Here is a 13,604-nt window from a genome sequence, read left to right as displayed (position 1 = left end):
TTAGCACAATTTTGTCACAAATTTAGGTACCGCCAATGCAAACCCCGCAGATTCTTATCGTAGAAGATGAGCAAGTAACTCGTAACACTCTTAAGAGTATTTTTGAAGCAGAGGGATACGCTGTTTTTGAAGCCAGTGACGGTGAAGAAATGCACCAAGTGTTGTCTGAAAATTCAATCAACTTGGTTATTATGGACATTAATCTTCCAGGCAAGAATGGTCTCCTTCTAGCACGTGAACTTCGCGAGCAAGCGAACATCGCACTGATGTTCCTGACTGGTCGTGACAATGAAGTAGACAAGATCCTAGGTCTTGAAATCGGTGCTGATGACTACATCACTAAACCATTCAACCCGCGTGAACTAACTATCCGTGCTCGCAACCTGCTAAGCCGCTCAATGAGCACTAACGCTGTACAGGAAGAGAAACGCTCGGTAGAAAAATACGAGTTCAACGGTTGGGTGTTAGACATCAACAGCCGCTCTCTAGTGAGCCCATCTGGTGACAGCTACAAACTGCCACGCTCTGAGTTCCGTGCTCTACTGCACTTCTGTGAGAACCCAGGTAAGATTCAAACTCGTGCTGACCTTCTTAAGAAGATGACAGGTCGTGAGCTTAAGCCACATGACCGTACTGTAGACGTAACTATCCGTCGCATTCGTAAGCACTTCGAATCAGTATCAGGTACACCTGAAATCATCGCGACTATTCACGGTGAAGGCTACCGCTTCTGTGGCGATCTAGAAGACTAATTTGCCCCAGCATAAACAATAAGGGCTTGCTCAATGAGCAAGCCCTTTTGCTATCTGTCACTTAGCAATGAATGCAAACTTAATGGTTAATACAAGCTTAGTGGCTAATACACTTTGTCGATCTTGATGCCTTTCTCGACTAACCACTCTTTCTTGCCTGCGTCATCTAACAATAACGCCAAATCGACCGACTTCTCCATATCCGCTTCGATTTGCCATACAAACGCCACTTCCCACTGATTTTCACTGTGGGTACGTAACTCTAATAAGTCACCATCAATTTCCCACTCTGAATCACCTTGCTTAATAATCAGAGCATCAACCGTTAAGTTTGCAGGCAGCTCATTATCTGCTTTTAGGTACAATGCGCCATGAACGTTCTGCTCTTGAACTTCACCAATGGTTGGCATCAGGTTTACCCATAGGTTGCTCTTTAGCTCAACGTTCACTGTATTCATCGTGACTTGGCTGCCTTGTTGCCATCCAACTTGAGGAGCAGAACTACAACCCGCCAGTAGCGCAATTGCCAGTGCTGCCGATGCAAATTTCTTCATTTTATTTCCTCTGTTCCAACCAACTCTTCAATACTTGAATATCATTTTGATATTCGTTTTTAATTTCTTCGACCCAATCCGATATGTTTTCCCACCAAGCAGGCATATCAGGAGATTGTGCTTTCTGTGCGACGCTTTGGATGTGTTTTAAACCAATCGAGCCTGCTGCACCTTTAATTTTATGTGCTTCAGAAACAATACCGTCTTGGTCTTTTGCCGTCATGTTTGAGTCCAACACCTCGATATAATCAGGCATCATGTCTTCAAACATCTTAATACTGTCATACACAGGCTTCACGCCAACGATATCCACGTAAGACTCTAGCATATCAAGATCCAGCAAGTGGGTATTGATGACTGGAGATGGCATCGGTGTCGCCTCTTCGATGACTTCAGCTTCTGCGATCTCTTCCATCACACTCTCATTGTTCTCAACGCGCTCAACGAAGAACTTATCGATCACCGCTTGTAACGCTTGAACTGCAAGTGGTTTGCTTATGGCATCATCCATACCGTTATCGAGATATTCACGACGATCTTTCATGACATTCGCAGTCAATGCCACCAGCGGCGGTAGATTATCGTAGTGTTCACGGTAGTACTTAGCCACGTCAAACCCAGTCATGTCCGGAAGCTGAATATCAAGCAAAGCTAAGTCGTATTCATCCGGTACGAAGTTCACCAGCGCTTCCTCACCCGTCATTGCGACAGTAACAGAGTGCCCCAAGCTTTCGAGCAGAGATTTCGCAACAGTGACATTAAGTTCGATGTCTTCGACCATAAAGATATTAAGATGTACATTGTCGCGTTTTGCATCGATAACAGGTGCTTCTAACTCAACCACTGGCACGTGAATCGATACGGTAAAGGTACTACCGAATCCTTCCTCACTTGCTACGGTAATGTCACCGTCCATCATGTTGATCAGCTGCTTAGAAACCGCCAAACCGATACCAGTACCCACCGCATGCAGGTTATCTTTGCCTGATTTCACTTGGTAGTACATCGCAAAGATCTTATCGAGCTCTTCGTCTGGAATACCAATACCGGTGTCTTCCACTTCCATAATGATGGTTGCGTAATCTTCTTCAACATCGGCGCTCACCGTCATTACGACGCCACCTTCTTTGGTGAACTTCATGGCGTTGCTAACCAAGTTCCAGATAACCTGGCGTAGACGTGTCGCATCCACTTCTATCGCTTTTGGTAGCGAGCTCAAACGCTCTAGATCGAAGCGTAGCCCTTTCTGTTCAGCCATCAGAGCCGAGATACTTTCAATTTCAGCGACGAAGTCTTCAAAGTTCAATGGTGTAGGTAACAACTCCAACTTACGACGGTCAAATTTGTCCATGTCGATAATGTCGTTAAAGATGTTGCCCAAAGTAATGGCACTAACATTGATGGTTTGCATGTGCTTACGTTGCTCTTCAGTCAACTGACTATCAAGCAACATACGACTCAAGCCTACAATGCCGTTTAACGGTGTGCGCAGCTCATGACTGATAGTGGAGATAAAGGTGGTTTTATCACGGCTGGCTTTTTCTAATGATTCTTCATGACGCTTACGCTCGGTGATATCGCGACCGAAACCAACCAGACCAAGGTGGCGACCATCTTTGCTGTAGAACGGTACTTTGCGCAATTCAAAGTAATGTTTGCGACCATCAGGGTATTCTAGCCATTGCTCGTAGGTAATTGCTTGGTTATCAGCAAAGACTTTTTGGTCGGTATCGACGATATGCTCAGCCACTTCTTTGCTGTAGACATCCCAAGGGCTCAAGCCCACTAACTGGTGTTCTTTCTTACCAGTTAACTCTTCCATCGCGCGGTTACAGCCAGAAAAAACGCCATCAGCGTTGCGGTAGTAAATCAAATCTGGAGATGCATCGATAAAAGAGCGTAACAGCGCCGTACGCTCGGCAAGCTCAAGCTGAGTACGCTCACGTTGGAACACCTCATTCTCCAAGTCTTGCATCGCTTCTTCACGTGCTTCTTCTGCTTTAATACGCTCTTCAATTTCTTGATTGAGCTTTTCAATGTTCTGCTGCAGTTGAAAGTTCAGCTCTTGGTCACGCGAACGCATGTCCTTAAGCTTAGACACTAACTTGGTCAGTCTTTGACGAGACTCTTCAAGCTGATCCACCACGACAGATAGGAAATACACCGCCCAAGGGGTAATAAGCAGACCAAAGAATACCGAACGAACGATATCTATATCGTCAACGTTACCCTTAAGCGCCAACGTGATACCAACTTGCACAACAACAGCCAGTGCAACCAGCGCCAACGCCAGTAGTATCGAGAAACGGACAATCCCCAGCTTAACCAATAGGTCAACATAGTACTGGGCGAGATTTTTCATGGGCTTCATTCACTACTCCATGGAACAAGCTAGACATCGAACCCTGATCAGTTTGAAAAGCAAAACCGTTAAGCGCAGTTACTCAACAGCATCAATGTTTGAAAGACACACAACTGAAATGGCGACGCTTCAGGGCTCATCAACGCCTCATGCTGTGTATTCGCAGTTTAACGTGTTTGATACGGTGATTTAAACCGCCTGCTCTCAACTTAGAGCAAGCGGTCACAAAGCGTTAATAAGAACCAGGATGAACTCGAGTGCAGTCACGCCCATCAGCCTTAGCTTGATAGAGTGCGCTGTCTGCCATTGCAACGCCCATTTCTGGTTCGTCACCATGATGCGGGATGTAAGAAACAAAGCCGATACTCACCGTCAACCGATCCGAAGTCGTTGAGTTACTATGTTCCACAGCAAGTTCATGGATTTGTTCATGGATGCGTTTGGCAACTTTGTGTGCACCTTCCGTTGTGGTGTTTGGCAAGATAAAGCCAAACTCTTCCCCACCATATCGTGCTACGCAGTCCGATGACCGACTCACCACCTGTTGAAACGCCGCAGCGACTTGGACTAAAGCATCATCACCTTTTTGGTGACCATAGCAGTCGTTATAGTCTTTAAAGAAATCAATATCACACAACATGATCGTCAGCGGCAATTTCTCACGAATATGGTGATACCAAAGAGTATGAAGTTGTTCATCGAAGCGGCGACGGTTAGCGACTTTTGTCAGGCTGTCAGAGAAGCTTAATTTTTCTAACTCCAAATTCGCTTCCTCAAGCTTTTGCTCTGCAAGATAACGCTCAGAGATATCACGTGCCATAATCAATACACCGTTAGTACCCGATGCTCGGTCTTTAAATGGCGATTTCACCACATCAAACCAAGTATGATACCCATCAGTGCTGCTCACTTTATCGATGTAGCGTACAGGTTGTGTTTGCTGCAATGCTTGCATGTCACTAGCTTCCAAACGAAGGTAAATATCATCAGGCACTACGTCTTGTAGTCGCTTACCAATCAAATCCCCTACATCAGAAATGCCTAACGCATTCACAAATGGTTTATTACAAGCCTGGTAAACCATGTTTTCATTGAAGATACCGATAGAGTCTGGGCTGGCATCCAAAATGGTTTGTAAGATGGTATCGCGCTGTGCCAAGGCGACTTCGGTATCTTTACGACGTTCCATTTCGTCGCGCAAATTCTGCTGCATCTTGTGCCATTCAGTAACATCATGGCTGATAGATAAAGTACCAATCATCTCTCCGGACTGAGAAACCAAAGAACTTTGGTTTACTTCCAACAAACAACTTCGACCTTGCTGATCGGTTGTCCAACGCCTCTCAGTTTTACGTGTAGCTATTGGGTTCATCTTGGAGGAGCAAGCTTCTTCTCTGCGCCCTTCCCAAAACAGGTCAAACGCACGGTTGGTTGTCAGTACTTTACCTTGCTTATCTTGCAGACATATCAATTCAGATAACGAGTCGAGAGCGGAACGAGCAATACCTAACTGCTCTAATTCTTGTTGCTGCTCTTGGCGAGTAAACTGGTAAGGCTGAGCGTAAATAATCCATACGCGATGCCCACGAAGTAAGCTCTTTCGACCAGATAACTCAATCTTAATATTCTCTGTTTCAGACAACCGCCAATCAAACAACTGCTGCCCAAAATGTCGGCTGGAAAAGCTATCAAGTAATGCGATTATCTCGTCAGTGTTAAAAGAAGCAGGATAAAGAAAGCCAGAACCTAAACGGCGGATACCAAGCAATTGCATGGCAGAATCATTGGAGAGCAACAATTGACCACTGCCCGCATCTAACACGAGAACAGGGTAAGGAGAGTCCGTAACGATAAGTTTTAAAGCAGATTGAAATCGTATATAGATCAGCGTAACTGTGATTACACATACAACAGAGAGCAGGACCACAAATCCGTAGTCGCCCTGCCCATCCCAGAGCCAATTGAGTAACTGATCCATTTTTCCGACCTTTCAAGCAAATCGGAGGAAATATAACAGTTATTAATCGATCATTCTGCCTTTAATTCTGGTTTGATATAGATGAAGGCATCACCAGTTAAGCTGCCTTGTGAGCCTTCTCGATCCAATGCACGACCAATTTCAGTCATCGCTAACCAGCGGTTTTCACACCACAACGGCGACAAAAGAGTAGGACGGCGAGCAGCTGAGGAAACGCGATGGAAGATCACTTCTTTAGGAGTCATGCGGATCATTTCACTGGCGATAGCAACATAATCTTCCAATTCTGGGGCTTCTAGCTTTCCGGCACGCCACGCTTTCGCCATCGTACTGCCTTCTACGATATGTAAACCATGCAGTTTGATACCATCTGTGCCGACGTCCAAAACTTTACGCAATGTGTCGATGTTGTCATCGCGTGTTTCTCTAGGCAAACCGACGATCAGATGAGTACAAACTCTAATACCTAGTGCCCGAGCGCGTTTGGTGATTTCTGCATAGCACTCAAAATCATGACCACGGTTGATACGCTTGAGGGTGTCATTGTTGGCAGTTTGAAGACCTAGCTCTAGCCAAATCTCATAACCTTGATTCACATAGTCAGACAGTAAATCCAGTACTGCATCAGGAACACAATCTGGACGAGTGCCCACACAAAGGCCGACGATATCAGCAGCCTTGAGGGCTTCTTCGTACATGTTTTTGAGGACTTGTACTTCTGCATAGGTACTGGTGTACGCCTGAAAATATGCCAGATACTTCTTCGCCCTGTGGATCTCTCCAGCACGATCTTTCAATTGATCGTGGATACTTTTGATCTGTACTTCTTCATCCGCAAATGAAGCCACATTACAAAATGTGCATCCACCTCGACCAATAGTGCCATCGCGGTTTGGACAACTGAAACCACCGTGCAAAGTCAGTTTATGGACTTTTTCGCCATAACGGCGCTGAAGGTCTTGACCTAATGTGTTGACCAACTCATGTAACTGCATAGATTCTCACCAATAGTAAACCGTAATAAATCTCACTACGATTTATGTAACTAAATTACATCCCTGCAAGAAAAAACAAATAATTCTAGTCAATTCAAACAAACAGGTGGCGGTGCGAAATCAATAAAACTGCATAAAACCAACTTAAAACCTGCAATGTTGCGTAAATGTTAAACAAAAAGTGAATATTTAAACGAAAAAATTGGGTCACAAAGACGACTTTTCGTTGCATTTCGAAGTCACAAAATTGTAGGATACTTACACAACCCCGTCGTTTTTGTGACTTTTATTACAACATCAACTGCGGGAATTGTCGGCGTTATCCCGCTCCCACCTATATAAGTCACTAAATTGTGGCAATAAATAAAGGGATATCACCAAGGATTGTTTTTCTCGCAAAATTTTTCCTGCGAGATACGGAAAGGAATCAAGACTGGTCAACCTCGATCAGTGGCGAATCATAAATATAAAGGACAAGACGTACAGAGCGTACCTAAGACAGTCGAGATCTGTCCGGGGTTCTTGCGTCGACATTGAACTGGAAGGATGTATCTATGGTAGATAGAGAGCAAAATTCACAGGGTCTGTACACTCCGGAACTGGAGCATGACGCTTGTGGTATCGGTTTTGTTGCTCACCTTAAAAACCGTAAATCTCATGAAGTAGTGACTCAAGCATTGGATATGCTGGCTCGCATGGAACACCGTGGTGGTCAAGGTTGTGACCCATGCAGCGGTGATGGTGCGGGTATCTTGCTACAAAAACCTCATGAATTCCTATTAGAAGAAGCCGTTAAGCTGGGCATTAAACTGCCTTCATTTGAAAAGTATGGTGTTGGTGTCGTTCTTTTCCCGAAAGACGAATACAAACGCGAACAATGCCGAGATATTCTAGAACGCAACGCACAGCGTCTAGACCTTGAAGTTATCGGCTACCGCGTTTTGCCAACCGACAACTCAATGATCGGTGCTGACCCGCTAAGCACTGAGCCTCAGTTTGAGCATGTGTTTATCTCTGGTGGCCCAGGCATCACACCTGAAGAGCTAGAACGCAAACTGTACGTACTTCGTAACTACACTGTGCGAGTTTGCCTAGAAAGCGTTTCGAACATTGGTGACGACTTCTACATTAACTCAATGTCTTACAAGACATTGGTGTACAAAGGTCAGTTAACAACCGAGCAAGTACCTCAGTATTTCCTTGATCTGCAAAACCCAACCATGGTGACTGCACTGGCACTGGTACACTCTCGTTTCTCTACCAATACCTTCCCGAAATGGCGTCTTGCACAGCCTTTCCGTTACATTGCCCACAACGGTGAAATTAATACAGTTCGCGGTAACTTGAACTGGATGAAAGCCCGTGAAGCAATCTTAGAATCAGACCTATTTACTCAGGCTGAAATCGACATGCTTCTTCCAATCTGTCAGGAAGGTAGCTCGGATTCATCTAACTTCGATATGGCACTTGAGCTCCTAGTTCTTTCTGGTCGTAGCCTGCCACACGCATTGATGATGATGATCCCGGAAGCATGGCAAGAAAACAAAAACATGGATCCTAAACGTCGCGCGTTCTATCAGTACCACGCGAACATCATGGAACCATGGGATGGTCCTGCTTCAGTATGTTTTACTGACGGTGTTCAAGTTGGTGCGACACTCGACCGTAACGGTTTGCGCCCTTCTCGCTACACAGTGACCAAAGACAACTTCCTAGTGATGGCATCAGAATCTGGTGTTGTGAATATTGAACCAGAGAACGTAGAGTTCCGTGGGCGTCTACAGCCAGGTCGTATCTTCGTTGCTGACCTAGAGCAAGGTCGCATCATCTCTGATGAAGAAGTGAAAGACACCATTGCAACGGCGCAGCCTTACGAGAAGTGGGTAGAAGAAAACCTACTGAGCTTGAAGAAGCTGCCAGATGCAAGCAACCAGTTCAGCCAACCTTCTCCTGAGCGTTTGTTGCACCGTCAACAAGCTTTCGGTGTGAGCACTGAAGAAGTGAACGAAATCATCGTTCCAATGGCGAATGATGCGAAAGAGCCATTATCAGCCATGGGTGCAGACTGGCCTCTTGCGGTTCTATCTCATCAGTCTCAACATCTTTCAAACTACTTCAAGCAACTGTTCGCACAGGTAACCAACCCACCGATTGACCCGATCCGTGAGCGTATGGTTATGTCACTGAACACTTACTTGGGTAAAGACCAAAACCTTCTGACTGAAACACCACTTCACTGTCAGAAAGTAGAATTGGAATCGCCTGTTCTGGCGAACTCTGAGCTTGAGAAATTGCGTGCGATCGATAACGAGCACCTACAAGCGAAGACACTGGATATCGTGTTCCAAGCCAATGAAGATCAAGGCAAACTTGAGCGCGCACTAAAACGTATCTGCCAATACGCAGAAGACGCGGTTATCGATGGTTACTCAATCATCCTATTAACTGACCGTGCAGTAAATTCAAACCACGCGGCGATCCCAGCAATGCTGGCAGTGGGCGCAGTGCACCACCACTTGATCCGCAAAGGTCTACGTGCGAAGTGTGACATCGTGGTTGAAACCGGTGATGCGCGTGAAACGCACCACTTTGCAACGCTACTTGGTTACGGTGCGAATGCGGTTAACCCTTACCTAGTGATTGAAACCATCATTGAACTTCAACGTACAAAGAAGTTGGATCCAGAAGCGAACCCTCGCGATCTGTTCAACAACTACCGTAAAGCGATCAATGGCGGTCTTCTGAAGATCTTCTCGAAGATGGGTATCTCTACGCTACAGTCATACCACGGTGCGCAAATCTTCGAAGCCTTGGGTATCCACAAATCAGTGGTCGACAAGTACTTCACAGGTACGGTTTCTCGTATCCAAGGTCTAACCCTTGATGATATCGCCAAAGAAGTACTTATCCGTCACCGCATCGGTTACCCACAACGCGAAATCCCAATTCAAATGCTGGATGTAGGCGGTGTTTACCAATGGAAACAGCGTGGCGAGAAGCACCTCTTCAACCCAGAAACTATTTCTCTACTGCAAGAGTCTACGCGCAACAAAAACTACGATCAGTTCAAGCAATACGCGACAGCCGTAGATAAGCAAGGCGACAACGCGGTAACCCTACGCAGCCAACTTGAGTTCATTAAGAACCCAGCAGGTTCTATCTCTATCGACGACGTCGAACCAATTGAAAGCATCGTGAAACGCTTCGCGACCGGTGCTATGTCATTCGGTTCCATTTCTTACGAAGCACACTCCACACTGGCTGTTGCAATGAACCGCCTTGGCGCGAAATCGAACTCTGGTGAAGGTGGTGAAGACCCAACGCGTTTCGAGCGCAAAGAGAACGGCGATTGGGAACGCTCTGCGATCAAGCAGGTGGCTTCAGGTCGTTTCGGCGTAACCTCTTACTACCTAACTAACGCTGAAGAGCTGCAAATCAAAATGGCTCAAGGTGCGAAGCCAGGTGAAGGTGGTCAGCTACCAGGTGATAAAGTAGACGACTGGATCGGTGCAACACGTCACTCAACTCCGGGCGTCGGTCTTATCTCACCACCGCCACACCACGATATCTACTCCATCGAGGATTTGGCTCAGCTTATCTACGACTTGAAGAACGCGAACCGCGCGGGTCGTGTAAACGTGAAACTAGTATCAGAAGCTGGCGTAGGTACGATCGCTTCTGGTGTAGCGAAAGCGAAAGCAGACGTTGTACTTATCGCAGGTTTCGACGGAGGTACAGGTGCATCCCCAATGTCTTCAATCCGTCATACAGGTCTTCCTTGGGAACTTGGCTTGGCAGAAACGCACCAAACGCTACTGAAGAACGGTCTACGTAACCGTATCGTGGTTCAAGCGGATGGTCAGATGAAGACACCTCGTGACCTTGCAGTCGCAACACTACTTGGTGCAGAAGAATGGGGCGTGGCAACCGCAGCATTGGTGGTTGAAGGTTGTATCATGATGCGTAAGTGTCATAAGAACACCTGTCCTGTTGGTATCGCGACTCAAAACAAGACACTTCGCGAGCGCTTTGATGGTCGCGTAGAAGACGTCGTAACCTTCTTCCAGTACATGGCACAAGGTCTGCGTGAAATCATGGCTGAACTTGGCTTTCGCACTATCGATGAGATGGTCGGTCAAGGTCAGAAGCTGAAGATTCGCCAAGACGTTTCTCACTGGAAATACAAGAACCTAGATCTGTCTCCTGTTCTCCACGTTGAACAGCCACGCGAAGCCGATGGCGTATTCAACCAAGCTCAGCAGAACCACAACCTAGAAGAAGTGCTAGACCGTAAGCTGATTCAAGCAGCGATTCCTGCACTCGAGAAAGGCGAAGCGGTAAATGCCGAGTTCCCTATCGTCAACACGGACCGCTCTGCAGGTACCATGTTGTCGAACGAAATCTCGAAAGTGTATAAAGATGCCGGTCTACCTCAGCCAATGAACGTGAAGTTCAAAGGTTCCGCGGGTCAATCATTCGGTGCATTCCTAGCTAAAGGCGTGAAGTTCGAAGTAGAAGGCGATGCGAACGACTACTGGGGTAAAGGCTTATCTGGCGGTACGTTGGTACTTTACCCAGACGCAAAATCAAGCATTGTCGCGGAAGACAACATCGTGGTTGGTAACGTGTGTTTCTACGGTGCAACTTCGGGTGAGTCTTTCATTCGCGGTATGGCTGGCGAACGTTTCTGTGTTCGTAACTCAGGCGCAAAAGTAGTAGTAGAAGGCGTCGGTGATCACGGTTGTGAATACATGACTGGTGGTGCTGCAATTATCCTTGGCTCAACAGGTCGTAACTTTGCTGCAGGTATGAGCGGCGGTGTGGCTTACGTATGGGATAAATCAGGTGACTTTGAGTCAAAACTGAACCCAGAGCTAGTAGACCTAGATCCAATCGAGCAAGAAGACAGAGATCTATTACTCGACATGCTAACTAAGCATGTTCAATTCACAGGAAGTGAAGTCGCTCAGTCTTTCCTAGACAATTTTGAAGCTAGCCTAGCCTCTATGGTTAAAGTGATGCCGCGTGATTACAAAGCGGTTCTTCAAAAACGTAAAGCTGAAGCACAGTCTCAAGGAAACGAAACTCAAGCGGAGGCAGTATAATGGGTAAGCCTACTGGATTTTTAGAGCATGGTCGTGAACTACCACAGAAGATCGACCCAGCTGAACGTATTAAGAACAATAAAGAGTTTGTTCTAAACGAGGAGTTTGGTGACAAAATCAATACTCAGGCTTCTCGTTGTATGGATTGTGGTGTGCCGTTTTGTCATAACGGCTGCCCTATCGGTAACATCATCCCAGAGTTTAATGACGCAGTTTATCGTGATAGCTGGGAAGAAGCATGGAACATTCTAAGCTCGACTAATAACTTCCCTGAGTTTACTGGTCGTGTTTGCCCAGCACCATGTGAAAGTGCTTGTGTACTTGGCATCAACCAAGACCCGATCACTATCTGTAATATCGAGAAAACCATCGTAGAAACGGCGTATCGAGAAGGGTACGCCAAACCAAAAACACCACGCTCTCGCACAGGCAAAACTGTTGCGATCATCGGTTCTGGTCCTGCTGGTCTTGCGGCTGCCGAGCAGCTAAATAGCGCTGGTCATACTGTGACTGTATTCGAGCGAGACGAGAAAGTGGGTGGTCTACTGCGTTTTGGTATCCCAGACTTCAAACTGGGTATGGATGTGATTGACCGCAAAATCAACTTGATGGCAGAAGCGGGTATCGAATTCAAAGTAAATCAACACGTTGGTGTCAATGTGAATGCCCAGCAACTACGTCAAGAATTCGATGTGGTTCTGCTGACTGGTGGCTCAACTGTTCCACGTGATTTGCCCGTTCCGGGTCGTGAACTAAAAGGCGTCCATTTTGCAATGGAGTTCCTAGGTCAAAACAACCGTCGTGCCAATGATATGGATCTTAAGGGTGAAGAACTTCACGCTGCGGGTAAGCATGTTGTGGTGATCGGTGGTGGTGATACCGGCTCTGACTGTGTGGGTACATCTAACCGTCATGGCGCAGCAAGCATCACTCAGGTTGAAATCATGCCGATTCCACCAGAGAAGCGCCCTGCTAACATGCCATGGCCACAGTACCCAATGATTCTACGCACTTCGACCTCTCATGAAGAAGGTGTTGATCGTCACTGGAACATCCTGACCAAAGAGTTCATTGGCAATGACAAGGGTGAAGTTACAGGTCTTCGTTTAGCTGACATCGTTTGGCAAGATGCGAAACCAGGCGAACGTCCGAGCTTCAAAGAAGTAGAAGGCAGTGAGCGAGTGATCCCATGTGATATGGCATTCCTAGCGATGGGCTTCCTGCACCCAGAACCAACAGGTGTACTTGCTCAATTGGATATTGCACTCGATGATCGCGGTAATGTAGCAACCCAAGGTTTTGCTACAAACCAAGAAGGCGTATTTGCAGCTGGTGATATGCGAACAGGACAATCTCTGGTTGTTCGTTGTATCAACGAAGGTCGTGAATGTGCCCGTGCTATCGATGACTATTTAATGGGTGGCACAAACCTAGAAGCAAAAGCAGATTCACTGATGCTTTCTGCGTAAAGGGAGTGTTCTCACTTCCTCTTTCTGAGCATTAAACCCAGCCATCAGTAGTATCGATGGCTGGTAGCAAAGAAAGAAAACAGTTCCTTCCAACCTTTTTATTTTGACCAGCATTTTGTGCTGGTCTTTTTTATTCCTGCTAGAATCAAATGTTACTTTTTTGTAACAATCATTTTTCTATCTAACTGAATTTATTAGATTATTTTAGCCAATTAAATGGTAAATCGCATATTCACGTGATTATTCACTAATAACTTGACCTTTTTTACAATAAGCTATAGCTTGTGAAGTTGGTGAAAATAAAACACACAATTTTTGTTAAGATATTTGACGAATTTTATTGAATAGATATACATAAAACTTAGAAAGTGACGCATAGTTAGTCATCA

At 46.0% G+C, this 13,604-nt stretch carries 8 protein-coding genes; 4 read left to right on the top strand and 4 right to left on the bottom strand.

Annotated elements, in window-relative coordinates; genetic code table 11:
* The first annotated feature begins 35 nt into the window (after positions 1 to 35).
* Positions 36 to 752 carry a two-component system response regulator ArcA gene (arcA, locus tag OH459_RS21525; protein ID WP_005447851.1) on the top strand — a complete coding sequence of 239 codons (717 nt, stop codon included), beginning with the start codon at positions 36 to 38 and terminating at the stop codon, positions 750 to 752.
* Positions 753 to 856: 104 nt separating this feature from the next.
* Here arcA and OH459_RS21520 read toward each other — a convergent pair whose 3' ends face one another.
* Together OH459_RS21520 and arcB are read right to left on the bottom strand one after the other, a co-directional pair.
* Positions 857 to 1,306: a hypothetical protein gene (locus OH459_RS21520; RefSeq protein ID WP_005447850.1), complete on the bottom strand. Its 450-nt coding sequence runs from the start codon at positions 1,304 to 1,306 to the stop codon at positions 857 to 859.
* Position 1,307: 1 nt separating this feature from the next.
* Entirely contained in the window at positions 1,308 to 3,677 is a 2,370-nt protein-coding gene (arcB, locus tag OH459_RS21515; protein WP_269988666.1) for an aerobic respiration two-component sensor histidine kinase ArcB, read from the bottom strand.
* Here arcB and OH459_RS21510 point away from each other — a divergent pair.
* Positions 3,667 to 3,861: a hypothetical protein gene (locus OH459_RS21510; protein ID WP_005447847.1), complete on the top strand. Its 195-nt coding sequence runs from the start codon at positions 3,667 to 3,669 to the stop codon at positions 3,859 to 3,861. The genes arcB and OH459_RS21510 overlap by 11 nt on opposite strands.
* Before the next feature lie 39 nt (positions 3,862 to 3,900).
* On the opposite strand, the gene OH459_RS21505 is transcribed toward OH459_RS21510, so the two are convergent.
* Both OH459_RS21505 and OH459_RS21500 read right to left on the bottom strand, forming a co-directional pair.
* On the bottom strand, positions 3,901 to 5,646 hold the full coding sequence (locus tag OH459_RS21505; RefSeq protein ID WP_009697620.1) for a sensor domain-containing diguanylate cyclase: 1,746 nt from the start codon (positions 5,644 to 5,646) through the stop codon (positions 3,901 to 3,903).
* 50 nt (positions 5,647 to 5,696) lie between these two features.
* Positions 5,697 to 6,641: a TIGR01212 family radical SAM protein gene (locus OH459_RS21500; RefSeq protein WP_017190093.1), complete on the bottom strand. Its 945-nt coding sequence runs from the start codon at positions 6,639 to 6,641 to the stop codon at positions 5,697 to 5,699.
* Positions 6,642 to 7,195: 554 nt separating this feature from the next.
* Here OH459_RS21500 and gltB point away from each other — a divergent pair.
* A complete protein-coding gene (gltB, locus tag OH459_RS21495) occupies positions 7,196 to 11,746 on the top strand; it encodes a glutamate synthase large subunit (RefSeq protein ID WP_269988663.1) in 4,551 nt (1,516 codons plus the stop codon).
* A complete protein-coding gene (locus OH459_RS21490; protein WP_005447836.1) occupies positions 11,746 to 13,215 on the top strand; it encodes a glutamate synthase subunit beta in 1,470 nt (489 codons plus the stop codon). Before gltB ends, OH459_RS21490 begins: the two co-directional genes overlap by 1 nt.
* The last annotated feature ends 389 nt before the right edge of the window (positions 13,216 to 13,604 follow it).

Origin of the sequence: Vibrio sp. MM46 (assembly GCF_027587135.1) — a bacterium.
In the GTDB taxonomy this organism is placed as follows: domain Bacteria; phylum Pseudomonadota; class Gammaproteobacteria; order Enterobacterales; family Vibrionaceae; genus Vibrio; species Vibrio harveyi.
The sequence above is the reverse complement of the archived record's forward strand: the minus strand, read 5'-3'. Positions and strand labels throughout refer to the sequence as shown.

What these genes read in the sequence shown, in the direction of transcription:
- arcA (WP_005447851.1), top strand. Translation starts at nt 36, where the DNA reads ATGCAAACCCCGCAGATTCTTATCGTAGAAGATGAGCAAGTAACTCGT.
- OH459_RS21520 (WP_005447850.1), bottom strand. Translation starts at nt 1,306, where the DNA reads ATGAAGAAATTTGCATCGGCAGCACTGGCAATTGCGCTACTGGCGGGT.
- OH459_RS21510 (WP_005447847.1), top strand. Translation starts at nt 3,667, where the DNA reads ATGGGCTTCATTCACTACTCCATGGAACAAGCTAGACATCGAACCCTG.
- arcB (WP_269988666.1), bottom strand. Translation starts at nt 3,677, where the DNA reads ATGAAGCCCATGAAAAATCTCGCCCAGTACTATGTTGACCTATTGGTT.
- OH459_RS21505 (WP_009697620.1), bottom strand. Translation starts at nt 5,646, where the DNA reads ATGGATCAGTTACTCAATTGGCTCTGGGATGGGCAGGGCGACTACGGA.
- OH459_RS21500 (WP_017190093.1), bottom strand. Translation starts at nt 6,641, where the DNA reads ATGCAGTTACATGAGTTGGTCAACACATTAGGTCAAGACCTTCAGCGC.
- gltB (WP_269988663.1), top strand. Translation starts at nt 7,196, where the DNA reads ATGGTAGATAGAGAGCAAAATTCACAGGGTCTGTACACTCCGGAACTG.
- OH459_RS21490 (WP_005447836.1), top strand. Translation starts at nt 11,746, where the DNA reads ATGGGTAAGCCTACTGGATTTTTAGAGCATGGTCGTGAACTACCACAG.